Source organism: Kitasatospora sp. NPDC086791 (assembly GCF_040685975.1).
Taxonomy (GTDB): domain Bacteria; phylum Actinomycetota; class Actinomycetes; order Streptomycetales; family Streptomycetaceae; genus Kitasatospora.
The window spans coordinates 21,920-47,825 of record NZ_JBFBOC010000040.1 but is presented as its reverse complement, the minus strand read 5'-3'; the positions used below and the strand labels follow the sequence as shown (position 1 = coordinate 47,825).

The 25,906-nt window shown below is 74.5% G+C and carries 24 protein-coding genes and 1 tRNA gene; 12 read left to right on the top strand and 13 right to left on the bottom strand.

Going from position 1 to position 25,906, the window contains the following annotated elements; all coding sequences use genetic code 11:
• Positions 1 to 45: 45 nt before the first annotated feature.
• The 4 genes from AB0Q99_RS31185 to nth form a co-directional block, all read right to left on the bottom strand.
• Positions 46 to 741 (bottom strand): metal-dependent hydrolase, encoded by a 696-nt coding sequence (locus AB0Q99_RS31185; RefSeq protein WP_363577075.1) that lies wholly within the window; start codon positions 739 to 741, stop codon positions 46 to 48.
• A gap of 350 nt (positions 742 to 1,091) precedes the next feature.
• Positions 1,092 to 2,276: a MarP family serine protease gene (locus AB0Q99_RS31180; protein WP_363577073.1), complete on the bottom strand. Its 1,185-nt coding sequence runs from the start codon at positions 2,274 to 2,276 to the stop codon at positions 1,092 to 1,094.
• Positions 2,277 to 2,322: 46 nt separating this feature from the next.
• Positions 2,323 to 3,057 carry a CoA pyrophosphatase gene (locus AB0Q99_RS31175; protein ID WP_363577071.1) on the bottom strand — a complete coding sequence of 245 codons (735 nt, stop codon included), beginning with the start codon at positions 3,055 to 3,057 and terminating at the stop codon, positions 2,323 to 2,325.
• Positions 3,054 to 3,950: an endonuclease III gene (nth, locus tag AB0Q99_RS31170; RefSeq protein WP_363577069.1), complete on the bottom strand. Its 897-nt coding sequence runs from the start codon at positions 3,948 to 3,950 to the stop codon at positions 3,054 to 3,056. Before nth ends, AB0Q99_RS31175 begins: the two co-directional genes overlap by 4 nt.
• Positions 3,951 to 4,241: 291 nt before the next feature.
• On the opposite strand from nth, the gene AB0Q99_RS31165 reads away from it, so the two are divergent.
• On the top strand, positions 4,242 to 5,030 hold the full coding sequence (locus tag AB0Q99_RS31165) for an alpha/beta fold hydrolase (protein WP_363577067.1): 789 nt from the start codon (positions 4,242 to 4,244) through the stop codon (positions 5,028 to 5,030).
• 80 nt (positions 5,031 to 5,110) lie between these two features.
• Here the strand turns inward: AB0Q99_RS31165 and AB0Q99_RS31160 are convergent, their stop codons facing one another.
• The gene (locus AB0Q99_RS31160) at positions 5,111 to 5,935 is read right to left on the bottom strand and encodes an isocitrate lyase/phosphoenolpyruvate mutase family protein (protein ID WP_363577065.1); all 825 of its coding nucleotides are present in this window, start codon (positions 5,933 to 5,935) and stop codon (positions 5,111 to 5,113) included.
• A gap of 112 nt (positions 5,936 to 6,047) precedes the next feature.
• Between AB0Q99_RS31160 and AB0Q99_RS31155 the strand changes: the two genes are divergently transcribed.
• Positions 6,048 to 7,055: a winged helix-turn-helix domain-containing protein gene (locus AB0Q99_RS31155; RefSeq protein WP_363577063.1), complete on the top strand. Its 1,008-nt coding sequence runs from the start codon at positions 6,048 to 6,050 to the stop codon at positions 7,053 to 7,055.
• Between the two features lie 192 nt (positions 7,056 to 7,247).
• The gene (locus AB0Q99_RS31150; RefSeq protein ID WP_030288117.1) at positions 7,248 to 7,922 is read left to right on the top strand and encodes a Crp/Fnr family transcriptional regulator; all 675 of its coding nucleotides are present in this window, start codon (positions 7,248 to 7,250) and stop codon (positions 7,920 to 7,922) included.
• A 130-nt stretch (positions 7,923 to 8,052) separates the two neighbouring features.
• On the opposite strand, the gene AB0Q99_RS31145 is transcribed toward AB0Q99_RS31150, so the two are convergent.
• The 5 genes from AB0Q99_RS31145 to AB0Q99_RS31125 all read right to left on the bottom strand — a co-directional run bounded on the left by AB0Q99_RS31145 (position 8,053) and on the right by AB0Q99_RS31125 (position 10,844).
• Positions 8,053 to 8,886: an MBL fold metallo-hydrolase gene (locus AB0Q99_RS31145; protein ID WP_363577061.1), complete on the bottom strand. Its 834-nt coding sequence runs from the start codon at positions 8,884 to 8,886 to the stop codon at positions 8,053 to 8,055.
• Complete coding sequence (locus AB0Q99_RS31140) at positions 8,883 to 9,056, bottom strand: hypothetical protein (RefSeq protein WP_363577059.1); 174 nt, start codon at positions 9,054 to 9,056, stop codon at positions 8,883 to 8,885. Before AB0Q99_RS31140 ends, AB0Q99_RS31145 begins: the two co-directional genes overlap by 4 nt.
• Before the next feature lie 235 nt (positions 9,057 to 9,291).
• The gene (locus tag AB0Q99_RS31135; RefSeq protein ID WP_363577057.1) at positions 9,292 to 10,158 is read right to left on the bottom strand and encodes an NUDIX hydrolase; all 867 of its coding nucleotides are present in this window, start codon (positions 10,156 to 10,158) and stop codon (positions 9,292 to 9,294) included.
• Between the two features lie 63 nt (positions 10,159 to 10,221).
• Complete coding sequence (locus AB0Q99_RS31130) at positions 10,222 to 10,689, bottom strand: RidA family protein (RefSeq protein WP_363577055.1); 468 nt, start codon at positions 10,687 to 10,689, stop codon at positions 10,222 to 10,224.
• Complete coding sequence (locus AB0Q99_RS31125) at positions 10,686 to 10,844, bottom strand: DUF4177 domain-containing protein (protein WP_094743074.1); 159 nt, start codon at positions 10,842 to 10,844, stop codon at positions 10,686 to 10,688. Before AB0Q99_RS31125 ends, AB0Q99_RS31130 begins: the two co-directional genes overlap by 4 nt.
• Positions 10,845 to 11,057: 213 nt before the next feature.
• Between AB0Q99_RS31125 and AB0Q99_RS31120 the strand changes: the two genes are divergently transcribed.
• Both AB0Q99_RS31120 and AB0Q99_RS31115 read left to right on the top strand, forming a co-directional pair.
• Positions 11,058 to 12,146 (top strand): ArsA-related P-loop ATPase, encoded by a 1,089-nt coding sequence (locus AB0Q99_RS31120; RefSeq protein ID WP_363577053.1) that lies wholly within the window; start codon positions 11,058 to 11,060, stop codon positions 12,144 to 12,146.
• Positions 12,143 to 13,426 (top strand): ArsA family ATPase, encoded by a 1,284-nt coding sequence (locus AB0Q99_RS31115; protein WP_363577051.1) that lies wholly within the window; start codon positions 12,143 to 12,145, stop codon positions 13,424 to 13,426. Before AB0Q99_RS31120 ends, AB0Q99_RS31115 begins: the two co-directional genes overlap by 4 nt.
• A gap of 89 nt (positions 13,427 to 13,515) precedes the next feature.
• Here AB0Q99_RS31115 and AB0Q99_RS31110 read toward each other — a convergent pair whose 3' ends face one another.
• Entirely contained in the window at positions 13,516 to 13,839 is a 324-nt protein-coding gene (locus AB0Q99_RS31110; protein ID WP_030240986.1) for a WhiB family transcriptional regulator, read from the bottom strand.
• A gap of 424 nt (positions 13,840 to 14,263) precedes the next feature.
• Between AB0Q99_RS31110 and AB0Q99_RS31105 the strand changes: the two genes are divergently transcribed.
• A complete protein-coding gene (locus AB0Q99_RS31105) occupies positions 14,264 to 16,633 on the top strand; it encodes a transglycosylase domain-containing protein (RefSeq protein ID WP_363577049.1) in 2,370 nt (789 codons plus the stop codon).
• A gap of 253 nt (positions 16,634 to 16,886) precedes the next feature.
• On the opposite strand, the gene AB0Q99_RS31100 is transcribed toward AB0Q99_RS31105, so the two are convergent.
• The gene (locus tag AB0Q99_RS31100; RefSeq protein ID WP_363577047.1) at positions 16,887 to 17,339 is read right to left on the bottom strand and encodes a GatB/YqeY domain-containing protein; all 453 of its coding nucleotides are present in this window, start codon (positions 17,337 to 17,339) and stop codon (positions 16,887 to 16,889) included.
• 255 nt (positions 17,340 to 17,594) lie between these two features.
• On the opposite strand from AB0Q99_RS31100, the gene AB0Q99_RS31095 reads away from it, so the two are divergent.
• The 3 genes from AB0Q99_RS31095 (at position 17,595) to AB0Q99_RS31085 (ending at position 19,438) form a co-directional block, all read left to right on the top strand.
• Complete coding sequence (locus AB0Q99_RS31095) at positions 17,595 to 18,320, top strand: CGNR zinc finger domain-containing protein (RefSeq protein ID WP_363577045.1); 726 nt, start codon at positions 17,595 to 17,597, stop codon at positions 18,318 to 18,320.
• Positions 18,320 to 19,264, top strand: coding sequence for a metallophosphoesterase (locus AB0Q99_RS31090; protein WP_363577043.1), 945 nt, complete (start codon positions 18,320 to 18,322; stop codon positions 19,262 to 19,264). The genes AB0Q99_RS31095 and AB0Q99_RS31090 overlap by 1 nt, the downstream gene beginning before the upstream one ends.
• A 100-nt stretch (positions 19,265 to 19,364) precedes the next feature.
• A tRNA-Pro gene (locus AB0Q99_RS31085) sits at positions 19,365 to 19,438 on the top strand.
• 260 nt (positions 19,439 to 19,698) lie between these two features.
• On the opposite strand, the gene AB0Q99_RS31080 is transcribed toward AB0Q99_RS31085, so the two are convergent.
• A complete protein-coding gene (locus AB0Q99_RS31080) occupies positions 19,699 to 22,458 on the bottom strand; it encodes an AAA family ATPase (RefSeq protein ID WP_363577041.1) in 2,760 nt (919 codons plus the stop codon).
• A 212-nt stretch (positions 22,459 to 22,670) separates the two neighbouring features.
• On the opposite strand from AB0Q99_RS31080, the gene AB0Q99_RS31075 reads away from it, so the two are divergent.
• The 3 genes from AB0Q99_RS31075 (at position 22,671) to AB0Q99_RS31065 (ending at position 25,857) form a co-directional block, all read left to right on the top strand.
• On the top strand, positions 22,671 to 23,084 hold the full coding sequence (locus AB0Q99_RS31075) for a nuclear transport factor 2 family protein (RefSeq protein ID WP_363577039.1): 414 nt from the start codon (positions 22,671 to 22,673) through the stop codon (positions 23,082 to 23,084).
• Positions 23,085 to 23,287: 203 nt separating this feature from the next.
• The gene (locus tag AB0Q99_RS31070; protein ID WP_363577038.1) at positions 23,288 to 25,171 is read left to right on the top strand and encodes a prolyl oligopeptidase family serine peptidase; all 1,884 of its coding nucleotides are present in this window, start codon (positions 23,288 to 23,290) and stop codon (positions 25,169 to 25,171) included.
• Positions 25,168 to 25,857: a hypothetical protein gene (locus tag AB0Q99_RS31065; protein WP_363577036.1), complete on the top strand. Its 690-nt coding sequence runs from the start codon at positions 25,168 to 25,170 to the stop codon at positions 25,855 to 25,857. Before AB0Q99_RS31070 ends, AB0Q99_RS31065 begins: the two co-directional genes overlap by 4 nt.
• Positions 25,858 to 25,906: the final 49 nt, after the last annotated feature.

The window sequence follows — 25,906 nt, the reverse complement described above, 5'->3', positions numbered from 1 at the left end:
CACCGCAGTGCACCGCCGCGACGCGCAGCCGCAGCGGCGCGCCGCTCAGTTCGTGATCGGCGACAGCGCGGTGAACCAGAGCAGGACGAAGGTCGCCACCGACATGATCGGCACCAGCACCTTGGTCTCGACGTCGTTGCCGCTGCGCTTGATCAGCACGACCTCGTAGCGCTCCTTGTGCGGCCAGAGCAGCGGCGCGCCCTTCTTGGTCAGGCAGTCCCCCAGCAGGTGCGCCAGCGTGCCCAGCGCCACCGCGTACGGCAGCCAGCCGGGCGAGTTGGGCATCCAGGTGTTCATCCCGAAGGTGCCCAGCGCGGACAGCCCGATGATGGTGATCCAGGTCTGCGGACCGTCGCCCGGCGGGCAGAGCCGCAGCGCCCTGATCGCGAGCGCCAGCAGGAAGAACGTCAGCGCGAGCGTGAAGTTGCGGCCCAGGAAGGTGACCCCGGCCCAGGTGCCGCCGCCCATCAGCCCGACGAACAGCAGCGAGTGGGTGGCGTGCCGGTGCCCGCCGGAGGCCCAGGCCACGAAGCGGCAGAGCGCCTTGGAGACCGGGCCGAGGAAGTTGGCGATCGAGCCGTCGTGGTGGTCGAGGTCCGGCAGCAGGGCCGCACCCGCGCACAGCACCGTGCCCATCAGTATGTCCGCCGGCTGCAGCGTGGTGTGCAGCAGCAGCGGGGGCAGGAAGGGAGCCGATGCCGCGTACAGCATCGCCCCGCTCACCGCGTGCGAATGACCCATCATCGGACTGCCACGACCTCCCGTCGGGCCCACGCCGGGACGGCGCCCGGTTGAGCCGAACGGGTGAGCGCGGCCGAGGCTACCAGGGCGGACTGACGGCACGACGGATCTCGGACGGCCCGGCCCGGCGCGTCCCGGTCCGACGCACCCGGGCCGGGCCCGCCGCACCACCGGATGCCGGGCCCGCCGCACCACCGGATGCCGGGCCCGCCGCACCACCGGATGCCGGGCCCGCCGAACCTACCGGCCCCGGGACCCGCCGCACCTGCCGAGCACCGAGCACCGAGCCCGCCGGACCTACCGGCCCCCAGCCCTACCAGGCCCGCGCCCCGCCGGTCGGGGCGTCCCCGTCAGAGCGCGCAGCCCTGGGTGTCCACCCGGGTGGTCGCGGCGCCGCCCTGCTGGGCGTCCTCGCGCACCTCGGCCGCGGTCAGCACGTAGCCGGTGTCGGCGCTGTCCAGGGACTTGGCGAACACCACGCCGTACACCTGGCCGTCCGGGGTGAGCAGCGGCCCGCCGCTGTTGCCCTGGCGGACCACCGAGCGCACCGAGTAGACGTCGCGCACCACCTGGCCGCGGTGGTAGATGTCCGGGCCGTTGGCCTGGATCCGGCCGCGGATGCGGGCCGGCTGGACGTTGAAGGCGCCGTTCTCCGGGAAGCCGGCCACGATCGCGCTGTCGTTGGTCTTCGCCTCGCCCGCGAAGTTCAGCGCCGGCGCGTTCAGCTTGGGCACGTCCAGGACCGCGATGTCGCGCTGCCAGTCGTAGCGGACCACCGTCGCGTCGTACAGCTGCCCGACGCCGCCGATCTGCACGGTCGGCTCGTTGACCCCGCCCACCACGTGGGCGTTGGTCATCACCCGGTGCGGGGCGAAGACGAAGCCGCTGCCCTCCAGGGTCTTGCCGCAGGAGGTCGCCGTGCCGACCACCTTGACCAGGCTCTGCCTGGCCCGCGCGACCGCCGGGCTGGCGGCCAGCGCCGGGTCCGGGGTGTCGACCTGGGTGATCGGCTCGTGCTCGAAGGGGTTGAAGACCTGCGGGAAACCGTTGCGGGCGAGCACCTTGGAGAAGTCCGAGAACCAGTTCGGTGCGTCGGCGGGCAGCGCGTTCTGTACCCCGCCGAGGACCGCCGAGGAACGGACCTGCTTGGAGACCGTCGGCAGCGAGGCCCCGGCCAGCGCCGAGCCGATCAGCCAGGCCACCAGCAGCATCGAGACCACGTTCACCACCGCGCCGCCGGCCGCGTCCAGCACCCGGGCCGGACGGCGGTCGATGTGGCCGCGCAGCTTCCAGCCGAAGTGCGCGGTGACCGCCTGGCCGATCGCGGCGAAGACGATCACCACCACGACGGCCACCACCGAGGCCGTGGTGCCGGGGCTCAGGTGGTCGAGCAGCAGCGGAAGCAGCTCGACCGCCAGCAGGCCGCCGCCGAGGAAGCCGACCAGCGACAGGACACCGACCACGAAGCCCTGCCGGTAGCCCGACACGGCGAAGCCCACGGCAGCGGCGATCAGCAGCACATCCAGCACGTTCACTCCGACACCCTCCCACGGTCCGGCGGCCGGTCGTGCCGACGGCCGGTCACGAGGCTCCGGCGTCGCCGCCCGGCAGCGCGCGGGAGTGTTCGAGGTCTCCCTGGACCAGCGCCAGCGCGTCGTCCGAGAGCGCGACGACCCGGGACGGGTCCCAGGGCAGCTCCAGTCCGCTGTGGTGCAGCACCCGGTCGATCACCCCGGCGGTGAAGCCCCAGACCAGCCGTCCGGCGACCGCGAAGGCCGGGCCGATGTGCCCGGACGGGTGCCGCAGCCGCACCCGGTTCGCCGGATCGGCCAGGTCGGCGATCGAGACCCGGAACACCGCGCCGGTCTCGCCCCGGTCCACCGGGTGCACCGGCGACTCCTCGCGCCACCAGCCGAGCACCGGCGTCACCACGAAGCTGCTCACCGGGATGTACAGCCGAGGCAGCGCCGCGAACACCTGCACCCCGGCCGGGTCCAGCCCGGTCTCCTCCCAGGCCTCGCGCAGCGCCGCCGCGATCGGGCCCGGGCCCTCCGGGTCGCCGTCCTCCGGGTCCAGCGCACCGCCCGGGAAGGACGGCTGGCCGGCGTGCGAGCGCAGCGAGCGGGCCCGCTCGATCAGCAGCAGGTCCGGCCCCTCCGGGCCCTCGCCGAACAAGATCAGCACGGCCGCCGCCCGGCCGCCCTCGACCGGCGGCAGGAAGCGGCTCAGCTGCTCCGGCAGCACCCGCTCGGCCGCCTCCCGGACCGGCTCCAGCCACGTCGGCAGGTCGTCCCGCTCGATTCCGCGAACGATCATTGCGCCACCGCCAGGTCCGCGACCTGCCCGCGGTGCGCGGCGGCGTCGGCCCGGGCGGCCGCCTCGCCGGGGAAGTCCGCCGGGGGCCTCAGCCGTTGCCCGGGCTGCCCGCCCATCTCGTACTTGAGCAGCTTGCGCGCCTTCTCCGGGTCGGTCACACCCTCGCCGTACGCGGGGCAGAGCGGCGCGATCGGGCAGGCGCCGCAGGCCGGGTTCCGGGAGTGGCAGATCCGGCGGCCGTGGAAGACCACGCGGTGCGAGAGCATCGTCCACTCCGACTTCGGGAAGATCTCGGCGACGGCCGCCTCGACCTTCACCGGGTCCTCCTCGGCGGTCCAGCCGAACCGCCGGGCCAGACGGCCGAAGTGGGTGTCCACGGTGATCCCGGGGACTCCGAAGGCATTGCCCAGCACGACGTTGGCGGTCTTGCGGCCGACGCCCGGCAGGGTCACCAGATCGGCCAGGCGGCCCGGGACCTCACCGCCGAACTCGTCGCGCAGCGCGATCGAGAGGCCGATCAGCGACTTCGCCTTGTTCCGGAAGAAGCCGGTCGGGCGGATGACCTCCTCCAGCTCCTCCGGGTTCGCCGCCGCCATGTCCTCCGGCGTCGGGTACTTCGCGAACAGCGCGGGGGTGGTCTGGTTCACCCGCAGGTCGGTGGTCTGCGCCGACAGCACGGTGGCCACCAGCAGTTGGAAGGGGTTCTCGAAGTCCAGCTCCGGATGCGCGTACGGGTACAGCTCCGCCAACTCGCGGTTGATCCGCCGGGCCCGCCGCACCATCGCCAGGTGCGACTCGGGCTTCCTCGGCTTCACGGCGGGCTTCTTCGCCGCCTTCGTCACCGCCGGCTCGGCCTTCGGCGCCGCCGCGTTCCGGACCTTGCTCTCTGCCATGCACGAAGGCTACGCCGACCGGCGGGCGGGGTGGGAGCGATCAAGCACGGAAAGGGGCTTGGGCCAGGGCGTGTTGTCCGATGGGGGCCTCCGTGCGGCGGTCGCCTGGTAGGGGGTGCGGGTGGTCGGGGTCCGGCCGGCCGAGGCCATGAGCAGGGGCTCGGGTCGAGCGCCGGGGTCGAGCGCCGGGGTCGAGCGGCTGGAAGAAGTTTCGGCGGGAGCGATGAGTTCTGCGGTGAAGTCCGGTCTATCTCTGTGACCGACTCGAACGACGGACCGAAGGAACACCCCATGAGCACCGTGGTCTCCGCCGATGGCACCCTCCTCACCTGCACCGTCACCGGGTCCGGGCCGGCCGTCGTCCTGGTGGACGGGGCGATCACCCACCGCGCCTTCGACCCGGGCGTCGCGGTCGCCGAGCGGCTCTCGGCCCGCCACACCGTGTGGGCCTACGACCGGCGCGGTCGCGGGGGCAGCGGGGACACCGCGCCGTTCGCCGTGGAGCGCGAGGTCGAGGACCTGGCCGCCGTGGTCACGGCGGCCGGCGGTTCGGCGGCCGTGTTCGGCATCTCCTCGGGTGCCGCGCTCGCGTTGCGGGCCGCCGCGGCGGGCGTCCCCATGGCCCGACTGGCCGTCTACGAGCCGCCGTTCAGCACCGAGGCCGGGCAGAGCGCCCGCTTCGTCGGGTACGTGACCGAGCTGGAGGCGGCACTCGCCGAGGGGCGGCGCGGGGACGCCGTCGCGGCCTTCATGACCTTCGTCGGGATGCCCGCGGAGATGGTGGACGGGATGCGCGCCGCGCCGGTGTGGCCGCTGTTCGAGGCGGTCGCGCCGACCCTGGCCTACGACGCGGCGGCGCTCGGGGCGCGGACCGGCGCGACCGTCCCGGTCGACCTCCTGGCCCGGATCGCCGTGCCGACCCTGGTGCTGGACGGCGGCGCCAGCCCGGAGCTGCTGCGGGCCCCGTCCGCCGCGGTGGCCGCGGCCGTGCCGGGCGCCGGGTACCGGACGCTGGCCGGCCAGACCCACGAGGTGGCGGCCGAGGTGCTGGTGCCGGAGCTGGTGACGTTCGTCGCCTGACCCCCCGGCGCCTGAGCCCCCGGCGCCGGCACCCCGGTGGTGGCCGACGGCTGAAGGCCGCCCCCCCCCCGGCGTGGCCGTCAGCCCCGGTAGAGCCCGTCCAGCTCCCCGAAGCCGAGCGCCCCGTCGAGTTCCGTCAGCGTCCCGGCGCCGAGCAGTTCGGCGGCGGCGCGGCGGGCCGCGGTGTACGCGAGCTGGGCGAGGCCGGTGCCGAGGCTGATCCGCCGCACCCCCGTGGCGGCGAGTTCGGCGACGGTCGGCCCGCCCGGGACGGCCATCGCGTTCACCGGCAGCGCCGAGCGCTCGCACAGCTCGGTGAGGACGTCGAGGTCCAGCAGCCCGGGGACGAAGAGGCCGTCGGCGCCCGCCCCGGCGTAGGCCTCGGCCCGGGCCAGCACGTCGTCGAGCCCGCCCAGCCCGAACAGGAAGACGTCGGTGCGGGCGTTGACCACCAGCTCGGGCAGCCCGGCCGCGGCCGCCGCCGTACGGGCCGCGCGCAGCCGCTCGGCCTGCGCGGCGACCGGGAAGAGCGGGCCGCCGACGGCCGTCGAGTCCTCCAGGTTGACGCCGACCGCGCCCACGCCGACCAGGGCGGTCACGGTCTCCGCCACGTCGGCGGGCAGCGGCCCGTATCCGCCCTCGGCGTCGACGGTGACCGGCAGGTCCACCGCCGCGACGATCCGGCGGGCCGCCTCGACCGCCGCCGCCCGGTCGAGCCGCTGGCCGTCGCCGTGCCCGAGCGACCAGGAGACGCCGCCGCTGGTGGTGGCGACCGCTCGGGCGCCGGCCGAGGCGATCACGGCCGCGCTGCCCGCGTCCCAGGCGTTGGGCAGCACGAGCGCGCCGTCCGCGACCAGTGCGCGCAGTCGCAGCGCCCGCTCGCGGGACTCGGGGGTGGTGGACATGGGTGTCACCGGCTTTCGTACGGATCGGTGGGGACGGAGGCATCCTGCGCCCGGCGCACCCGCCCGGACCAGTGATTAAGCTGGGACTGAATCTTCCGCGGAGGGGGCCCGCTTGCGAACCGAACTGCACTTCTCCGCCCAGGACTTGGCGCTGACCCGGTTCGCCGTCTCCCCGATGCAGGAGGTGGTGACCAGCCTGCGCGCCCTCGCCGGCTCCCCCGTCCCGGCGCTGCACCGCCGCTGGGCCGGGGAGGTCCGCGGGCGGCTGGCCGCCGCCGGGCCCGCCCTGGAACGGCTGACCGCGCTGGTACCGCCCACCGGCCACCTGCCGGACTTCCTCGACCCCGCCCCGGCTGGCTTCTCCCCGACGCTCACCGAGGAGCTGGCCGCGATCACCGCCACCGGCACCGAACAGGTCCGGGCCGACCTCGACATCCTGGCCGCCGAGGCCGGCGGCCGGCTGCCGGCCGTCCTCGCACCGCTGCACCGCGACCCGGCCGGGCAGCTGCCCCGGCTGGCCGCCGACCTCGCGGCGTACTGGGAACTGGCGCTCGCCCCGTACTGGGCCCGGATCCGGGCCCTGCTCACGGCGGACGTCTTCCACCGCTCCCGGCAGGCCGCCGAGCACGGCACCGCGCGGATGCTGGGCGAGCTGCACGACACCGTCCGCTGGGACGGCACCGCGCTGCTGCTGGAACAGCGGCACTGCGCGGTCGCCCGGCTGACCGCCGGGGCCGGGCTGCTGCTCCTGCCCTCGGCCTTCGCCTGGCCCCGGGTGCTCACCCGGGTGCTGCCGCCCGACCCGCCACAGCTGATCTACCCGGCCCGCGGCACGGCCACCCTGTGGGAGCGCCGGCCGGACGCGGCGGCCCGCACCGACGCGCTGGCCGGCGTCCTCGGCCGCTCCCGCGCCCGGCTGCTGGCCGAGCTGGACTCCCCGGCCTCGACCACCGAGCTGGCCCACCGCACCGGACTGTCCCCGGCGGGCGCCTCGCAGCACCTCACCGCGCTGCGCACGGCGGGCCTGACCAGCGCCCACCGCGCGGGCCACACCGTCCTGCACGCCCGCACGGCGGTCGGCGATTCGCTGTTCGACCGGGGCGGACCGGCCTTCGGCTAGCGCGGCTCCGGGGCCTCCCGTCGCCCGTCCCGGCCGATGACCCGCCGGTACGAATGGCCCCGCACGGCGCACCTCGGCACACCCCCTCCTCATATGATCGGAGCGACATGCGCCATGCTTGGTGACGCAGAACACTGAACGGAACTTGCGCCGGACGGCCCACCCGCCGCACGGCCGAGAAGGAGGAAGCACGTGGACGACGTTCTGCGGCGCGCCGCACTCTTCGCGGCACTCGACGACGAACAGGCCGGCGAGCTGCGCGCTTCCATGACCGAGGTCACCCTCGCCCGTGGGGAGTCGCTGTTCCACGAGGGCGACCCGGGCGACCGGCTGTACGTCGTCGCGGAGGGCAAGGTCAAGCTGCACCGCGCCTCGCCGGACGGCCGCGAGAACATGCTCGCCGTCCTCGGCCCCAGCGAGATGATCGGCGAACTGTCGCTGTTCGACCCGGGCCCGCGCACCGCGACCGCCAGCGCGCTGACCGAGGTCAAGCTGCTGGGCCTGGGCCACGGCGACCTGCAGCCCTGGCTGCACGCCCGCCCCGAGGTCTCCATCGCGCTGCTGCGGGCCATCGCCCGCCGACTGCGCCGGACCAACGACGTGATGTCCGACCTGGTCTTCTCCGACGTGCCCGGCCGCGTCGCGAAGGCCCTGCTGGACCTCTCCCGCCGCTTCGGCGTGCAGTCCGAGGAGGGCATCCACGTCGCCCACGACCTCACCCAGGAGGAGCTGGCCCAGCTGGTCGGCGCCTCCCGCGAGACGGTCAACAAGGCGCTCGCCGACTTCGCCGGCCGCGGCTGGCTGAAGCTGGAGGCGCGCGCGGTGGTCCTGCTGGACGTCGAGCGGCTGTCCCGCCGCTCGCGCTGACGCTCCGCTCAGCGCACCGCGAAGGGCCCGTCCGGACGGACGGGCCCTTCGGCGTTCGGACGGTCGGGCCGCGGGGTCGGGCACCGGGGCACCCCGGAAGCCTGGTCGGGCGCGCGTCGGCCGGACGCCGTCAGCCCCGTTCCGGGATCAGCCCGTGCTCCTCCAGGTAGTCCAGCTGGGCCCGGACGGAGAGCTCCGCGGCCGGCCAGAGCGCCCGGTCCACGTCGGCGTAGACCCGCGCCACCACCTCGGGAGCCGTCCGGAGGCCCGCCTCGACCGCGGTCTCCACCTGCGCGAGCCGGGTGGCCCGGTGCGCCAGGTAGTAGTCGACGGCGCCGAGCGCGTCCGCCAGCACCGGGCCGTGGCCGGGCAGCACGGTCCGCACGCCATGGTGGGAGGCCATGGTGTGCAGCCGGCGCAGCGAGTCCAGGTAGTCCCCGAGCCGCCCGTCGGGGTGGGCGACCATCGTGGTGCCGCGGCCGAGCACGGTGTCCCCGGTGAGGATCGCGCCGTCGTCCGGCAGGTGGAAGGTCAGCGAGTCCGAGGTGTGGCCGGGGGTGCCCACCACCCGCAGGTCCAGGCCGCCGACGTCCAGGCGCTGACCGACCACCAGGCCCTCGGAGCCCAGCCGGTGCGCCGGGTCCAGGGCCCGCACCTCGGTACCGGTGAGCTCGGCGAAGCGGGCCGCGCCCTCGGAGTGGTCGGCGTGCCCGTGGGTGAGCAGGGTCAGCGCGATCCGCTTGCCCCGCTCCTCGGCGAGGTCGATCACCCGGCGCAGGTGCCCCTCGTGCAGCGGGCCCGGGTCGATCACCACGGCGAGGTCCGAACCGGGCTCGGAGAGCAGCCAGGTGTTGGTGCCGTCCAGCGTCATCGGCGACGGGTTGGGCGCCAGCACGCACAGCGCCCGGGGGGTGGCCTCGCCGCCGACGACGGCGGCGGGGTCACCCGGCAGGAGTCCGCTCACCGGCCGCCCTCGATGTCGCGATGGAGGGCCCGCAGCGGCAGCGCCCGGACGAGGGCGCGCTGCGTCACCTCGGCGAACGGGACCTGGCCGGTACAGGCCGGGGTGCGGGGGGTCAGACTGCGGGCGGGCATCTCGGGTGCCGTCCGGCGAGCCACCTCGTCGTGGGTCATCGGGCGTCGGTCCTTTCTCTGCGGTGGTGCGGGTCTTCTTACGGGTGGTCCGGCGGATGGTCCGACGGACGGTCGGCAAACAGCCGGTCGGCAGGCGGCCGGTCGGTCGGCGGCCGGTCGGTCGGCGGCCGGTCGGTCGGCGGCCGGTCGGTCGGCGGCCGGTCGGTCGGCGGCCGGTCGGTCGGCGGCCGGTCGGTCGGCGGCCGGTCGGCGGACAGCGGCTCCGGCGGACGGCTCAGGGACCTTCGGGGAACTCCCCGTCGATGGTCAGCTCGTCGTACCCGGGCCAGCGGACCGTCACGCGGTCCCCGCGGACCTCGGCCCGGCCCAGGACGGGCTCCAGCGCACGGCCGGCGGCCACGGCCAGCGCCTCGGCGGCGGTGCGTACCGGCGACAGCTCGCGCAGCACCGTCACGGTCGGCGGCAGCATCCCGAACCGGCCCTCCCGGTAGCCGAGCACCGCCTCGGCCGGGCTCAGCCAGGCGACCCGGTCGGCCTCGCCGACCTCCAGGGCCGCCCGCTGGCCGGCCGGCAGGGCCGCCACGAAGAACCAGGTGTCGTAGCGGCGCTCCTCGAACTCCGGGGTGATCCAGCGGGCCCAGCCACCCAGCAGGTCGCTGCGCAGCACCAGCCCGTGGTCGCGGAGGAACTCGGCGAAGGACAGCTCGTGCGCCTCCAGCGCGGCCCGCTCGGCGGACCAGTCGCGCGGCGCGGCGACGCTCCGCGCGTCCGGGCCGGCCAGCAGCACGCCGGCCTCCTCGAAGGTCTCGCGGACCGCCGCACAGACCACCGCCCGGGCCGTCCGCTCGTCCACCCCGAGCCGACCCGCCCACTCCGCGGGCGAGGGCCCGGCCCAGCCCGGCTCGACCTCGGCGTCCCGCGGGTCCACCCCGCCGCCCGGGTAGGCGTACATCCCGGCCGCGAAGGCCATCGAGGTGCGCCTGCGCAGCAGGTAGGCCTCCGGCCCGGCGGCGGCGTCGCGCAGCAGCACGACGGTGGCGGCGGGCCTGGGCACCGGCGGGGTCAGCTCGCCGGAGTCGACCGCCCGGATCCGGGCAGGCCAACCGGGCGGCATCGGGAGCGTCGTTGCTCGATGGTCCATGCCCGGATGCTAAGCGCACGAAGGCGGGGTCGGCCAGAGCCGACCCCGCCCCGATGACCGGACTCAGACGGTCTTGACGCGCACCTGGATCTCGATCTCGACCGGGGCGTCCAGCGGCAGCACCGCGACGCCGACCGCGCTGCGGGCGTGCACGCCCGCGGCGCCGAGCACCTTGCCGAGCAGCTCGCTGGCGCCGTTGACGACGCCCGGCTGGCCGGTGAAGTCGGGGGCGGAGGCGACGAAGCCGACGACCTTGACGACCCGCTCGATCCGGTCGAGGTCGCCGATCACCGACTTCACGGCGGCCAGGGCGTTCAGCGCGCAGATCTGCGCGAGCTCCTTGGCCTCCTCCGGGGACACCTCGGCGCCGACCTTGCCGGTGCTCGGCAGCTTGCCGCCGACCACCGGGAGCTGGCCGGAGGTGAACACGAACTCGCCGGTCTGCAGGGCCGGCACGTACGCGGCGACCGGGGCGGCCACCGGCGGCAGGGTCAGGCCCAGCTCGGCGAGCTTCGACTCGACGGCGCTCATGCGTTCTTCTCCCGCTTGAAGTAGGCCACCAGCTGCTCCGGGTTCGGGCCGGGCACGACCTGGACGAGCTCCCAGCCGTCCTCGCCGAAGTTGTCCAGGATCTGCTTGGTGGCGTGCACGAGCAGGGGCGCCGTCATGTATTCCCACTTGGTCATGGCCAGACTCTAGACGAGCCGTCGCGGCGATCGGCGCCGCGCGGCGGGCGACGTGTGAGGTGGAGCACAAAGAGGGCATGATCAGGCCTGGCAACCCCCGGTGCTCCGGGCATCCGGCGCGGTCCCTGGTTACCCTCGCGAGAGGGCACCCTGGTGAGGGGCACCCTCGCCAGGAGGGGACGCCCGTAGGACGGAGACGGACGGAGACGGAGCGTGGCACGCACCCCCGGCCAGGCGGACCGGCGCGATCCCGACTGGGAGGGCGTCCGGCTGCACGTGGTCAGCGGCAAGGGCGGCACCGGGAAGACCACGCTGGCCGCCGCGCTGGCCCTCGCGCTCGCCGCGGAAGGCGGCCGGGTGCTGCTGATCGAGGTGGAGGGCCGGCAGGGCATCGCCGAGCTGTTCGGCATCGCCGCGCTGCCGTACGAGGAGCGCCGGATCGCCTCGGTCTCCCGCCGGCAGCTGGGGCTGCCCGCCGGGGAGGCGCCCGCGGGCGGGGCCCAGCCCGGCGAGGTCTTCGCGCTGGCGATCGACCCCGAGCAGGCGCTGCTGGAGTACCTGGAGATGTTCTACAAGCTGGGCCGGGCCGGCAAGGCGCTGCAGAAGGTCGGCTTCGTCGACTTCGCGACCACCATCGCGCCCGGCGTCCGGGACGTCCTGCTCACCGGCAAGGCCTGCGAGGCGACCCGGCGCAAGGACCCGGACGGGCGGCGCCGCTACGACGCGGTGGTGATGGACGCCCCGCCGACCGGGCGGCTGACCCGCTTCCTGAACGTCAACGCCGAGGTCGCCGGGCTGGCCCGGATCGGCCCGATACACACTCAGGCGCAGGCCGTGATGCGGGTGCTGAAGTCCCCGGAGACCGCGGTGCACCTGGTCACCCTGCTGGAGGAGATGCCGGTGCAGGAGACGGTCGACGGCATCGAGGAGCTGCACGCGGCGAAGCTCCCGGTGGGCGGGGTGCTGGTCAACCTGGTCCGGCCGCCGGTGCTCGACGCGGCGGCGGTGTCCGCCGTGGACGGGGACCACCGCGAGGACGTCGCCCTGGCGCTCGGGGAGGCCGGGCTCGGCGGCCGCTCGCGCAAGCCGGAGACGGTCCGGGCCGCGGTGGAACCGCTGATCGACCCGCTGCTGGAGCAGGCCAGGGAGCACGCCGAGCGGGTCGAGCTGGAGCGCGCGCAGCGCGCCGACCTGCAGCAGCTGCGGATCCCGACGTACGAACTGCCGCTGCTGGGCGAGGGCGTGGACCTCGGCGGGCTCTACCGGCTGGCGGGCGAACTGAAGCGGCAGGGGGCGGCATGACCTCGAACGGGGTGCGGAGCACCGGGAAGCGGCTCGCGGTGGACGAGCTGATCGACGATCCGGGGACCAGGATCGTCGTCTGCTGCGGCTCCGGCGGCGTCGGCAAGACCACCACCGCCGCGGCGATCGGCCTGCGGGCCGCCGAACGCGGCCGCAAGGTCGTGGTGCTGACCATCGACCCGGCCCGCCGGCTCGCCCAGTCGATGGGCCTGACCGAGCTCGACAACACCCCCCGGGTGGTCAAGGGCGTCGTCGGGATGGCCGGGGCGCCGCTCCGCGACCCGGACCAGGACGGCGACGGGCCGCGGGAGGGGGAGCTCCAGGCCATGATGCTGGACATGAAGCGAACCTTCGACGAGGTCGTGCTGGCCCACGCGGAACCCGAACGGGCCCGGGCGATCCTGGAGAACCCGTTCTACCAGTCCCTGTCGGCCGGCTTCGCGGGCACGCAGGAGTACATGGCGATGGAGAAGCTCGGGCAGCTGCGGGACGCCGAGGAGTGGGACCTGATCGTCGTGGACACCCCGCCGTCCCGCTCGGCGCTGGACTTCCTGGACGCGCCCAACCGGCTCGGGTCCTTCCTGGACGGCCGGGTGATCCGGATCCTGACCGCCCCGGCCAAGGTCGGCGGGCGCAGCGCGATGCGGTTCCTGAACGCCGGGATGGGCCTGCTCACCGGCACCCTGGGCAAGATCTTCGGGGCCCAGCTGCTCACCGACGTGCAGACCTTCGTCAGCGCGATGGACTCGATGTTCGGCGGCTTCCGCGAGCGCGCCGACCGCACGTACCAGCTGCTCAAGGCGCCGGGCACGGCGTTCCTGGTGGTGGCCGCGCCGGAGCGGGACGCGCTGCGCGAGGCGGCGTACTTCGTGGACCGGCTCGCCGCGGACCGGATGCCGCTGGCCGGGCTGGTGCTCAACCGGGTGCACGGCACGGGTGCCCCGCAACTGACCGCGGAGCGGGCGCTGGCGGCGGCCGAGGCGCTGGAGGAGAACGGCTCGGAGCACTCCTCGCCGGAGGCGGAGCTGCTCGCGGCCGGGCTGCTGAGGCTGCACGCCGAGCGGATGCAGATCATGGTGCGGGAGCGCCGCACCCGCGACCGCTTCGTCTCGGTCTACCCGGACGTGCCGATCGTGGAGGTCCCGGCGCTGCCGGGCGACGTGCACGACCTGGAGGGCCTGCGGGCCATCGGGGACCGGCTCAGCGGCACGGCTCCGGGCGGCACGGCTCCGGGCGGCGCCGCGCGGGACGGCGGTGGCACGGCGGCGCGACAGCGGTAGACGGCAATGGGACGGCACGGGCGGTGCGGCGTGTCCGCCCGCCCGGTGCCACCGGCCCGGACCCCCCGGTTCGGCCGGTGCGGCCCTGCTCAGCCCGCCTGTGCGTAGTCCGTCAGTATCACACCGGTCGCGAGGGACTCCTCGTACTCGGTGCGGGCCGTCTCCAGCAGCCGCCGCCACGAGATGACCGTCGGGCGGCGGCGCAGCAGCGCCCGGCGCTCGCGCTCCGTCATCCCGCCCCAGACCCCGAACTCCACCCGGTTGTCCAGGGCGTCCGCGAGGCACTCCGTCCGCACGGGGCAGCCGCTGCACACCGCCTTCGCGCGGTTCTGCGCCGCCCCCTGGACGAACAGTTCGTCCGGATCACTCGTGCGGCAGGCGGCCTGCGCACTCCAGTCGTCAACCCAGCCCATCCCGGCGCCGTCCTCTCCCGATATCGAGGCTCCCCCACGGCGGCAACGGCGAGTTCACCGTTGCCAGTTGAGGACGTTACGGAAGAACGACAGCTTGCAACAGCCCCTTCGGGCTCAATCTCGAATGACCCGATTGGACTATGGGTATCGGTCAGCTCACTCGTTGGAGTGATCGCAGGTCGTGCGCCTTGCCAACGGCGGAGCCCCCACTCTCGCCACAGGAGCCATCACGGAGCGCAACGGTTCACGCGGGTACAGCAGCCCACAGCTGCCTCAAAACCCGGCCATCCCTGGGCAATCCGGGCAACCCTCCGCACTCACAAGAGTGAACGATGTTGACGCACCGAAGCTGTGCCAAGCTTGTGACAAGCCTAGGCGAACACCTGCCCCCGTGTACGGGAATCCGCGACGTAGGGTTCTCCTCATGGCACCGAAGCGCCCCCAGGCACCCCAGCCCCCAGGCAACGCCGGAGCTCCGCGCGGCCGGACCGCGGGATCCCCGTTGGAGCACGCCGGCAACGGCGTGAAGTTCCTGGGCGTCAGCGTGCTCTCCGGAGTCCTGCTGGCGGGGCTCGCCCTGCCGGCCGTCGGCGCCATCGGGCTGACCGCCAAGGACACGGCGGAGAGCTTCGACAACGTCCCCGACGACTTCAAGACCCCGGCGCTCACCCAGGCGACGCAGATCTTCGACGCCAAGGGCGGGCTGATCGCCAAGGTCTACGAGCGCGACCGAACCGTCCTCACCGCCGACCAGATGTCGCCGTTCATGCGGCACGCCCAGGTGGACATCGAGGACGCCCGCTTCTACGAGCACGGCGCCGTCGACCTCAAGGGCATCCTCCGCGCGGTCAGCAAGAACGCGGAGAGCGGCACCGCCTCCCAGGGCGCCTCCACGCTGACCCAGCAGTACGTGAAGAACGTCAACGTGGAGAAGGCCGGCGACGACCAGGCCGCCGTCCTGGAGGCCCAGCGCAAGACCCTGGGCCGCAAGATCCAGGAGCTCAAGGTCGCGATCAAGCTGGAGGAGGACCTGAGCAAGGATCAGATCCTCACCAACTACCTCAACATCACCTTCTACGGCCACCAGGCCTACGGGGTCGAGGCCGCCTCCCAGCGCTACTTCAGCAAGAGCAACAAGGACCTGACCGTCGCCGAGGCCGCCACCCTGGCCGGCATGGTGCAGAACCCGTCGTCCTACGACCCGGTGCGCTACCCCGAGAACACGGTCAAGCGCCGCAACGTCGTGATCGACAAGATGCTGGAGAACAAGCACATCACCGCGGACCAGGCGAAGGAGGCGAAGGCCGCCCCGCTGGGTCTGAAGTACAAGGACCCGCAGAACGGCTGCATCACCGCCCAGGCCGGGATGGGCTTCTTCTGCGACTACGTGCGCCACGTGGTCAAGCAGGACCCGGCGTTCGGCAAGAGCGCCGAGGAGCGCAAGAAGCTCTGGGACACCGGCGGCCTGAACATCTACACCACGCTGGACCCGGACAAGCAGGCCGCGGCCCAGAACGCCGTCACCAAGAAGGTCAACGTGACCGACCAGGTGTCGGCGGCCGCGACCATGATGGAGCCGGGCACCGGCAAGATCGTGGCGATGGCCCAGACCCGCCCGTACGGCCTGGACCCGAACAAGAACCAGACCGTCGTCAACCTCAACGTGGACGCCGCGATGGGCGGCGGCAACGGCTTCCAGACCGGTTCGACGTTCAAGCCGATCCTGGCCGCGGCGGCGCTGGAGTCGGGCATGCCGCCCACCCAGGCGTTCCCCTCCCAGAACAAGATCGAGTACCCGCAGATGTCCACCTGCTCGGGCACCTGGAAGAACGTCGCGGCGCCGGGCGAGCAGAAGGCCACGGTCAAGAACGAGCAGGACAGCGAGGTCGGCCCCTACCAGCTGAAGGAGGCCATGGCCCGCTCGGTCAACACCTACTTCGTGCAGATGGAGCAGCAGGTCGGCCTCTGCGCGATGAAGCAGATGGCGAACAAGCTGGGCATCACCCAGTCCGCGAAGGGCGACGCCTTCCGCGAGGTGCCCTCGATGGTCCTGGGCACCCTGGAGCTCTCCCCGCTGACCATGGCGAACGTCTACGCGACCTTCGCCGCGCGCGGCAAGTACTGCACCCCGATCGCGATCAACAAGATCAGCACGGTGGACGGCAAGGAACTCCCGGTCCCGCAGACCCAGTGCAGCCAGGCCTTCTCCGAGGACACCGCGGACAAGCTCAACACCGTCCTGCTGAACGTGACCGAGAAGGGCACCGCGGCCGCGCTCGGCCTGGACGGCGGCCGCAAGATCGCCGGCAAGACCGGTACCACCGACGAGAAGAAGGCCGCCTGGTTCAGCGGCTACACCCCGTCGCTGGCCACCTCGGTCTGGCTCGGCGGCCCGGCCGGCGGCGTCAAGATGAAGAACATCACCATCGGCGGCAAGCACTTCGACGAGGTCTTCGGCGCCGACGGTCCCGGTCCGATCTGGCAGATGGCGATGAACCAGGCGCTCCAGGGCTCGCCGATGGAGCCGATCCAGACCGTCGACATCCCGGACCCGCAGCCGGCCACCCCGCCGGCCGGCGCCTCCGCGCCCGCGGCCGACCCGAACCCCCAGCCCCCGGCGGGCAACCCCCCGCCGGCCCAGGGCGGCGGCAACCCCGGGGGCGGCGGTCCCGGCGGGGCCGGCGGCGGCCCCGGCGGCAACGGCGGGATGATCGGCGGCGGGTTCACCTTCCCGCCGGGCGTGATCGGCGGCGGCGGGAACAACGGCGGCAAGCACGGCGGTGGCAACGGCTGACCGGCTGACCGGCTCCCCGGCGAACACGGCGAAGGGGCGTCCTCCGATTCGGAGGACGCCCCTTCGGCGTGGCGCCGAGGTGGCGCCGGGGTGACGGGGGCCGACGGGGCCGCGGGGCCCATCAGGGCCGTCAGGGGCCACAGGAAGCCGTCCGGGGCCGTCCGGGGCCATCGGCCCTGGAGAGCCTGTTACCGGGCGTTCCCGGCGCAGGACGGCGCGGCCATCCGGGCCCGAACCGTGCGGCCGCCCGAGGTCAGGACAGCGCGGCCTTCACGGCGGCGGCGACCCGGCCGCCCTCGGCCAGGCCGTCCACCTGCGGCTTCACCAGCTTCATCACGGCGCCCATCCCCTGCGGGCCGGTCGCGCCGCTCTCGGCGACGGCGGCCGCCACGATCGCGGTCAGCTCCTCGTCGGAGAGTTGCTTGGGCAGGTAGGTCGCCAGCACCTCGCCCTCGGCCCGCTCGCGGGCGGCCTGGTCGGTACGACCGGCGCCGTCGAAGGCCTCGGCGGCCTCCCGGCGCTTCTTCGACTCGCGGCCGATGACCTTCAGCACCTCGGCGTCGGACAGCTCGCGCTTCTGCTTGCCCGCCACCTCCTCGCTGGTGACGGCGGCCAGCGTGAGCCGGATGGTGGACGACCGAAGCTCGTCCCGGTCCCTGATGGCAGCCGTGAGGTCCTCGTGCAGCTGCTCCTTGAGCGTTGTCATTTCCTCTTCTTATCCTTCGGCTGTGGGCGGTCTCAACCAGGTTTCCACCGGGTATCCACTGCGGCTTGCGGGCTTGCGCAGGTGAACGAGTATGCCGTGTCACGGGCGGCCGACCGTCGAGTGACGTCACGTCAGGCCGGTGGTCGGTCGCGGCCGGGAGGGGACGTCTCCGCCTCCGTCCCTCCGAGGACGTCACCCGACGGCCGGAACCCGGCGCCTGTAACCCCTTGACCCGGTTACATCTATCCTGACCCCATGACCGACGGAGCCGACCGGAACACCACCCCGCCCGGGCTGGTCCTCACCACCCCCGCGGGCGCCCGCTTCCACTTCGACCCCGGCGCCCTCTGCCTCGAACTGCTCACCACCGGCGGCCCCGGCGAGTACGCCCGCTACGAGGTGCTGCACCGGCCCGAGGACCTCACCGCCTGGCTCCCGCAGTCCCGCCTGCGGCTGCCCGCCGACGCCGTCCGGGTCACCGCCCCCGACCTCACCGCCGCCCGCGCCCTTCGCGACGCGCTCTGGCGCCTCGCCGCCGCCCACGCCCACGGCGGCCCGGGCACGGCCGAGGACTACGCCGCCCTCAACCGCGCCGCCGAGCACCCCCCGCTGGTCCCCCGGATCGCCCCGGACGGCACCGCCGCCGCCCCGCTGCCCGCCGACGGCTCCCAGCTGGTCTCCACCCTCGCCCGGGACGCCATCGCCCTGCTCACCGGCCCGCACGCGGACCGGATCCGCGAGTGCGGCGCGCACAACTGCCGGCTGGTCTTCGTCGACACCTCACGGCCCGGGCGGCGCCGCTGGTGCTCGATGGAACGCTGCGGCAACCGCCACAAGGTCCGCGCCCTGCGCGCCCGCCGCGAATCCGGCGCAACGCCCCCACCACCCCCGGCCGCCCCCGCCCCGCCGTCCGGCTCCGCGCCCGGCTCGGCCCCCGCCGGGCGTCAACCAGCTGATCGACCGTCTGAGAGCATGGGCTGATGCGACCGCTGTACTCCGTTCCCCTCGGCTTCGCCGCCGCCGGCGCCGCCTGCCTCGCCTACTCCGCCGGGTACGAGGTGCGGGCCTTCCGCCTCCGCCGGGTCGAGGTCCCCGTCCTCCCCCGCGGCGCCCGGCCCCTCCGGATCCTGCAGGTGTCCGACATCCACATGGTGAGCGGCCAGGGCAAGAAGCAGCGCTGGCTGAAGAGCCTGGCCGGCCTGCGCCCCGACCTCGTGGTCAACACCGGCGACAACCTCTCCGACCCGCTCGGCGTCCCGGCCACCCTCGACGCGCTCGGCCCCCTGATGGAGTTCCCCGGCGTCTACGTCTTCGGCTCCAACGACTACTACGGCCCGGCCCGCAAGAACCCGGCGCGCTACCTCCAGGCCATGCGCAGCGGCATCCACGGCATGAACAACCCCGACGGCTCCGCCCGCCGCGGCATCACCGGCGCCGTCCACAACCCGTGGGAGAAGCTCCGCGACGGCTTCGACGCGGCCGGCTGGCTCGACCTCACCAACACCCGCGGCCGCCTCACCGTGAACGGCCTCGACCTCGAATTCACCGGCCTCGACGACCCGCACATCCGCCGCGACCGCTACAGCGAGGTCTCCGGCGGCCCCTCTCCCGACGCCGACCTCTCGCTCGCCGTCGTCCACGCGCCCTACCTGCGCGTCCTCGATGCCTTCACCGCCGACCGCTACCCGCTGATCCTGGCCGGCCACACCCACGGCGGCCAGCTCTGCATCCCCTTCTACGGCGCCCTCGTCACCAACTGCGACATCGACACCCGCCGCGTGAAGGGCCTCTCCACCCACACCGCCGGCGGCCACCGCTCCCACCTCCACGTCTCCGCCGGCTGCGGCACCAACCGCTACACCCCCGTCCGCTTCGCCTGCCCCCCCGAAGCCACCCTCCTCACCCTCACCCCGGCCCCCCGCTGACCGCCACCGGACGCCCGCGCGAAACCGGATTTCGTGTCTCGGCGAGCGTCCGGTAGAGTTCTACTCGTCGCGAAGGAGACAGAGCGACAAAACGCAAGACCGGGGTGTGGCGCAGCTTGGTAGCGCGCTTCGTTCGGGACGAAGAGGCCGTGGGTTCAAATCCCGCCACCCCGACCCAGTGCAGAGGCCCTGCCGGAGAAATCCGGCAGGGCCTCTGTCGTTGTTGTGTGACCGACTGAGTGACTAGGCCTCAGTCGGATCGGCTCGCCGGGTGATGGGTGCGGGTGGGTGGGCGGCCTTCGTGTTGCCGCCGTGATCCGCCGGGCCGTGTCCCGGCGTGGCGGACGGGCTGCTCCGGGGCCGGGTGCCGGGCCGCCGTGCGGGAATCGTCCGGAGGTGACGGCGGCTCGGGGCGGGGCCGGGCCGGGTGGAGCTCAGAGGACCGTGGCGAGTTCGGTGCGGGAGGTGATGTTGAGCTTCGGGTAGGCCTTGTAGAGGTGGTGGGCGACGGTGCGGGGGCTGAGGAAGAGCTGGGCCGCGATGTCGCGGTTGGTGAGGCCCTGGGCGGCCAGGCGGGCGATCTGGAGTTCCTGGGGGGTGAGGGGGGACTGCGAGGTGCCCTTGAGGGGCGAGGCGGGGGCCGGGGTGCCGGTGGCGGAGAGTTCGGTGCGGGCGCGGGCGGCCCAGGGGTGGGCGGCGAGGCGGTCGAAGGTCTCCAGGGCGGCGCGCAGGTGGGGGCGGGCGTCGGTGCGGCGGCGGGTGCGGCGCAGCCACTCGCCGTAGAGGAGGGCGGTGCGGGCCTGTTCGAAGGGGCGGTGGCCGGTTCGGTGCAGGTCGAGGGCGGCGCGGTAGGCGGCTTCGGCGAGTTCGTCGGGGCCGAGCAGGGCCTGGCAGCGCAGGCGGAGGGCTTCGGCCCACGGGCGGTCGGCGGCGGCGGTCCAGCGGGCGAAGCGTTCGTACGGCTCGGCGGCGCGTTCGGGGGTTCCCAGGCGGACGGCGGCTTCGACCAGGTCGGGGACGGCCCGGGTGGCGCTGACGTGGTGCCGGTGGGGGCCGGTGGTGAGGGTGTGCAGGCGGTCGGCGGCGTCGCCGGCGCGGCCCTGGCCGAGGTCGAGCAGGGCGAGCGCCCACTGGGCCCAGGGGAGGCCCGCCGCGGGGGCGGCGGTCTGCGGGCCGGTGGTGGCGAGGGCGGTGGCGGCGAGTCCGGTGCAGTGGTCGGTGCGGCCGTCCAGTGCGGCCAGGTGGGCGAGCAGTGCGGTGAGTTGGCTGACCCACTGGTGCTGGCCGGTGTCGCGGGCGAGGCCGAGGGCCTCGGTCGCGGTGAGTTCGGCATCGCGGTGGCGGCCGTGGAAGAGCTCGGCCTCGGCGAGGAAGAACTGCAGGGTGGGCATCACCCCGACGGTGCCCTTGGCGCGGGCTTCGGCGATCAGTTCGGCGCCGAGTTCGGCAGTCTCCTCGTCGCGGCCGAGGACCAGGGTGGCTCCGCACAGTTGGACGAGGTCGACCGGGCTCTCGGCGCCGGCCCGGCGGGCGGCCTCGGCGGCTTCCCGGACGGGCGGCGCCGGTGCGGCGGGCCTGCCCAGGGCCGGGAGGACGGCGGCGGGCAGGTGGCGGGCGAGCGGGGCGAGGGGGTCGTCGTCGGGCAGGGCGAGGGCCGCGAGGCGGTCGAGGACGGCGATCACCGGCTCCTGCCCCGCGTACCAGGCGGTGTGGAAGGCCTGGAACAGCATCCGGGCGGCGTGCCCGGGCTCGATGTCGGTGCCGGCGGCGTCTAGCAGCAGCCGGTAGGCGGTCGGGTACGAGCCGCGCCAGAAGTGCGCGGTGGCCCGGACCTGGTCGAGCAGGGCGTGCGCGAGGACGCTGTCGGTACGGCCGGCGGCCTCGTCGGCGAGCGCCTCGGCCCGAGCCAACTCGCCCTCCTCGGTGGCGGCTTCGGCGGCCAGGACGAGCCGACGGGTGGCGCCGTCGCGGTCGGGGGTGAGCCGGGCGGCGCGCTCGTACGCGGCGGCACCGCCGTGGCCACCGCGGCGTTCGGCGCGGACGGCGGCGCGTTCCAGTGCGTCGGCGAGGTCGGTGTCGGGGGCGGTGGCGGCGAGGGCGAGGTGCCAGGTCCGACGGTCGCCGTCCGGCAATGCCCCGGCCAGCGCCCGGTGGATCGTCAACTTCTGCTGGTGCGGAGCACGTTGGAGGATGGCCGAGCGCAGCAGCGGGTGCCGGAAGGCGATCCGGCGGTCGGCGGTGACCGTCACCAGGCCGGATTCCTCGGCGGGGGTGAGGTGTTCGGCGGCGACGCCGAGCGCGGCCGCGGCGGGCAGGACGACGTCGAGTTCACCGCGCTCCTCGGCGGCGGCGACCAGAAGCAGCGTCTGGGTGGCCGCGGGCAGGCCGGTGACCTGGCCGTGGAAGGCGATCAGCAGTCGGCTGGTGAGCGGGAGGCCGCCGCCGGACGCGTGGGCCTGCGGCCCGGTGGCGACGGGGAGTTCGGTGAGCGCGAGCGGGTTGCCGGCGGCCTCGGCGAGCAGCCGGTCGCGGACGGGAACCGGCAGGTCGGGGCCGGTCCGCCGGGCCAGCAGCCGGGCGGCGTCGGCCGCGGCCAGGGCGGTCACCTCCAGCTCGGGGAGGCCGAGTCGGCGCTGCGGGGAGACTCCGGTGTCGGTACGGGAGGCCAGCACCAGGGCCACCCCTTCGGCCTGGAGCCGCCGGGCGGCCAGCAGCAACGCGTCCAGTGAGGCGCGGTCCAGCCACTGCACGTCGTCCAGTACGCACAACAGGGGCTGCTCGGAGGCGAGTTCGGCGAGCAGGGCGAGCGTGGCCAGCCCGACCAGCAGTCGGTCGGCCGGCCTGCCGGTCGGCTCGGGGGACTCGCCCGACCCGCCGGGGGAATCCCCGTCGTCGGCGAGCCCGAACGCCGCCTCCAGGGCCCGTCGCTGCGGCCCGGGCAGGGCGTCCAGCCGGTCGAGGCCGGGTGCGAGCAGCATGCTCAGCCCGGCGTACGGCAGCTCGGCCTCGTACTCGACGCCCGCCACCCGGATCACCCGGAACGCCTCTCCCGCCCGTGCGACCGCGTCGTCCAGCAGCGCGGTCTTGCCGATGCCGGCCTCGCCGTGGAGCAGCAGCACACCGCTGCGCCCGGCCCGCGCCGCGCCCAACAAGCCGTCCAAGGCGGCCTGTTCGCGTTCCCTCCCGTACAGCATGCCCCGACCCTACCCATCGGGCCCGCGCCGCACCGGCGCACCTCCGTGGTGGCGTCCAGGCGGTGGCCGGGCACCGGGGCATCGGCAACCCCGCCCGGGCGTACGTACCCGCATGCCCATGCGTGACGGATTCGCCGCCCGCCTGCCAGTCCCTACCGTGGTGAGCACCGGGAACGACCGGCCAACACCACACCTGAACACGGGAGATGACGATGACCGAGATCACCACCGCCACCCTTCAGCAGCTCGCCGAGCGCTACCTCGCGGTGTGGAACGAGACCGACCCGGCGGCCCGCCGCAAGCTGGTCGACGAGGCGTGGGCCGAGGACGGCCGCTACACCGACCCGCTGGCGGCGGTCGTCGGCCGGGACGCGATCGACGCGCTGGTCGGTGCGGCCCAGGCCCAGTTCCCGGGGCTGGAGTTCACCCTCGGCGCGGTGGACGCGCACCACGACATCGCCCGCTTCACCTGGCACCTCGGCCCGGCGGGCCCGGCGAACGGGGAGGGCGCAGCGGGTGCGGCGGGCGCGGAGCCGGTGGTGATCGGGTTCGACGTGCTGGTGGCCACCGCGGACGGTCGGATCGGCGCGGTGTACGGCTTCCTCGACCGCGTGCCGGGCGCCTGAGCTCGCAGACCGAAGCCACCCACCACCACCGCGCAGGAACCCCGCAGGCTCGAACCCCGTGCTCACACCCCGGCAAGGGCCGTACGCGAAGCGCCCCCGCGCGCCCCGCGAGCCCTTCGTGAACACCCCCGGACCACCGGGCGGGTGGGCCAGGGGCCACCCGCCCGTTCCATTCCCTCCCCCCGATCGGGTTGGATGGTCGGATGAGCGAGGAGAAGAGCGCCGTACCGGCGTGGGAGCAGCGGTTCAGGGCAGCACGGGTGTCGCTGCCCGACTGGGCCGAGGACGCCCCCGACCGGGCGCTGTACGTGTCCAACGTGACCGGCACCTACGAGGTCTACGCCTGGGACCGCACCACCGGCGCCCACCGCCGGGTCACCGACCGCCCGAACGGCACCACCGACGCCGAGCTGTCCCCCGACGGCGCCTGGATCTGGTGGTTCGACGACCACGACGGCGACGAGTTCGGCGTCTGGCGCCGTCAGCCGTTCGCGGGCGGCCCGGACGAGGAGGCCGTGCCCGGCCTCGCCCCCTCCTACTCGGCCGGCCTGGCCCTCGGCCGCGACGGCACCGTGGTCGTCGGCCGCTCCACCGACGAGGACGGCACCACCCTGCACCTGCGCCGCCCCGGCGACGCCGAACCGGTCGAGATCTACCGGCACGCGGAGTACGGCGGCGTCGGCGACCTCAGCCACGACGGCACGCTGCTCGCGATCGACCACACCGAGCACGGCGACGCGATGCACTCCGCGATCCGGGTCGTCCGCCTCACCGAGGCCGGCACCGACGGAACCACCACCGCCACCGTCGAGACCGTCGCCGAACTGGACGAGGTCACCGGCCGGGACGAGCCGCGCGGCGTCGCCTGCCTCGGCTTCGCCCCCGTCGAGGGCGACACCCGCCTGCTGGTCGCCCACCAGCGCACCGGCCGCTGGGAGCCGATGATCTGGGACGTCGCCACCGGCGCCGAGACCGCCCTGCCGCTGCGCGACGAGCAGGGCCGCGAGCTGCCCGGCGACGTCTCCGCGCAGTGGCGCCCCGGCGCCGAGGAACTGCTGGTCGAGCACGAGTACGAGGCGCGCAGCGAGCTGTTCTCGTACGCGCTCGCCGACGGCCGGCTCACCCGCCTGGACACCCCGCGCGGCACCGTCGGCGGCGCCACCGCCCGTCCGGACGGCACCGTCGAGTACCTGTGGTCCTCCGCCGCCGAGCCCTCCGCCGTCCGCTCCACCGCCGGGTCGGTCGTGCTGCGGGCGCCCGGCGCGGTGCCGCCCGCTTCGGTCCCGGTCGAGGACGTCTGGGTCGACGGGCCCGGCGGGCGGGTGCACGCCCTCGTGCAGCGGCCGGCCGGGACCACCCCCGAGGACGGCCCGCTCCCGACCGTGTTCGAGATCCACGGCGGCCCGACCCACCACGACAGCGACTCCTTCGCCGCCGGCCCGGCCGCCTGGCTGGACCACGGCTTCGCGGTGGTCCGGGTCAACTACCGTGGCTCGACCGGCTACGGCCAGGCCTGGACCGACGCCCTGCACGAGCGGGTCGGCCTGATCGAGCTGGAGGACATCGCGGCGGTCCGGGAGTGGGCGGTCGGCAGCGGCCTCGCCGACCCGCGCCGGCTGGTGCTCACCGGCGGCAGCTGGGGCGGCTACCTGACCCTGCTCGGCCTCGGCGTGCAGCCCGACGCCTGGGCCGTCGGCGTCGCCGCCGTGCCGGTCGCGGACTACCACACCGCGTACGCCGACGAGATGGAGGCGCTCAAGTCGCTGGACCGCACGCTCTTCGGTGGCACCCCGGAGGAGGTCCCGGACCGCTTCACCGCCTCCTCGCCGCTGACCTACGTCGAGCGGGTGCGGGTGCCGGTGTACATCAGCGCCGGGGTCAACGACCCGCGCTGCCCGATCCGGCAGATCGACAACTACGTCGAGCGGCTGGAGCAGCTCGGCAAACCGCACGAGGTGTACCGGTACGACGCCGGGCACGGGTCGCTGGTCGTCGAGGAGCGGATCAAGCAGCTCCGGCTGGAGATCGACTTCGTCCGGCGGCACCTGGCCCCGGCCGCGGACAACGCGGACGGGGAGTCGGAGTGAGACGTGTGCTGATGCTCGCGGGGGCGGTGGTGGCCGGGGCCCTGGTGCTCACCGGCTGCTCCGGATCGCACAGCGACAACGCCTCCTGCCCGCCTCCGGCCGGCCCGCCGACCGCTCCGCCCGGCGGGCCCGCGCCCAGCGCTCCGGCCACCGCGCCGGCTGCCGCTCCGCCCACCGCGCCCCCCGTCCCGGCCACACCGCTCGCCACCGCGACCAAGGCGAGCGCACCCGGGGCGAGCGCGGCCGGGGCAGGGGCAGGGCCGGGGGCCTCCGTCGTGCCGGCGGCGTTCGTCGTGCACGAGCCGGCCCCCGGGGACGGCACGGTCCAGCTCGCCAAGGGCTCGAAGGGATCGAGCGGCTCCAAGGGCTCGTCGGGCTCGAAGGGTTCATCGGGCTCGTCGGGGTCGTCCGGCTCGTCCGGCTCGGGCTCCAAGGGCTCCAAAACCGGGCGCACCGTGCACCACCACATCGAGCACTACGGCTCGAACGACGACTCCGGCGGCGGCCGCGGCCACTGCTCCGGCAACCCCACGCCGGTACCCGCCGGATCCACGGCACCGGCCCAGCCGCCGGGTCAGCCGCCGTTCCCGACGCCGACCCCGGCCCTGCCGACCCCAGCACCGCCGGCTCCGGCCCTGCCACCGGTCAAGCCGACGCCGGTACCGCCGCTGCCGACCAAGCGCTGATCCCACGAGCACCCGCGAGCACCGCGAGCGCCGGGAACACCGAGTGCAC

Excerpts from the sequence above, each read along its gene's own strand:
- AB0Q99_RS31100 (WP_363577047.1), bottom strand. The coding sequence starts at position 17,339 with ATGACAACGCTCAAGGAGCAGCTGCACGAGGACCTCACGGCTGCCATC.
- AB0Q99_RS31115 (WP_363577051.1), top strand. The coding sequence starts at position 12,143 with ATGACCTCGAACGGGGTGCGGAGCACCGGGAAGCGGCTCGCGGTGGAC.
- AB0Q99_RS31185 (WP_363577075.1), bottom strand. The coding sequence starts at position 741 with ATGGGTCATTCGCACGCGGTGAGCGGGGCGATGCTGTACGCGGCATCG.
- AB0Q99_RS31135 (WP_363577057.1), bottom strand. The coding sequence starts at position 10,158 with ATGGACCATCGAGCAACGACGCTCCCGATGCCGCCCGGTTGGCCTGCC.
- AB0Q99_RS31130 (WP_363577055.1), bottom strand. The coding sequence starts at position 10,689 with ATGAGCGCCGTCGAGTCGAAGCTCGCCGAGCTGGGCCTGACCCTGCCG.
- AB0Q99_RS31105 (WP_363577049.1), top strand. The coding sequence starts at position 14,264 with ATGGCACCGAAGCGCCCCCAGGCACCCCAGCCCCCAGGCAACGCCGGA.
- AB0Q99_RS31175 (WP_363577071.1), bottom strand. The coding sequence starts at position 3,057 with ATGATCGTTCGCGGAATCGAGCGGGACGACCTGCCGACGTGGCTGGAG.
- AB0Q99_RS31070 (WP_363577038.1), top strand. The coding sequence starts at position 23,288 with ATGAGCGAGGAGAAGAGCGCCGTACCGGCGTGGGAGCAGCGGTTCAGG.
- AB0Q99_RS31160 (WP_363577065.1), bottom strand. The coding sequence starts at position 5,935 with ATGTCCACCACCCCCGAGTCCCGCGAGCGGGCGCTGCGACTGCGCGCA.
- AB0Q99_RS31165 (WP_363577067.1), top strand. The coding sequence starts at position 4,242 with ATGAGCACCGTGGTCTCCGCCGATGGCACCCTCCTCACCTGCACCGTC.
- AB0Q99_RS31080 (WP_363577041.1), bottom strand. The coding sequence starts at position 22,458 with ATGCTGTACGGGAGGGAACGCGAACAGGCCGCCTTGGACGGCTTGTTG.
- AB0Q99_RS31110 (WP_030240986.1), bottom strand. The coding sequence starts at position 13,839 with ATGGGCTGGGTTGACGACTGGAGTGCGCAGGCCGCCTGCCGCACGAGT.
- AB0Q99_RS31140 (WP_363577059.1), bottom strand. The coding sequence starts at position 9,056 with ATGACCCACGACGAGGTGGCTCGCCGGACGGCACCCGAGATGCCCGCC.
- AB0Q99_RS31095 (WP_363577045.1), top strand. The coding sequence starts at position 17,595 with ATGACCGACGGAGCCGACCGGAACACCACCCCGCCCGGGCTGGTCCTC.
- AB0Q99_RS31075 (WP_363577039.1), top strand. The coding sequence starts at position 22,671 with ATGACCGAGATCACCACCGCCACCCTTCAGCAGCTCGCCGAGCGCTAC.
- AB0Q99_RS31125 (WP_094743074.1), bottom strand. The coding sequence starts at position 10,844 with ATGACCAAGTGGGAATACATGACGGCGCCCCTGCTCGTGCACGCCACC.
- AB0Q99_RS31090 (WP_363577043.1), top strand. The coding sequence starts at position 18,320 with ATGCGACCGCTGTACTCCGTTCCCCTCGGCTTCGCCGCCGCCGGCGCC.
- nth (WP_363577069.1), bottom strand. The coding sequence starts at position 3,950 with ATGGCAGAGAGCAAGGTCCGGAACGCGGCGGCGCCGAAGGCCGAGCCG.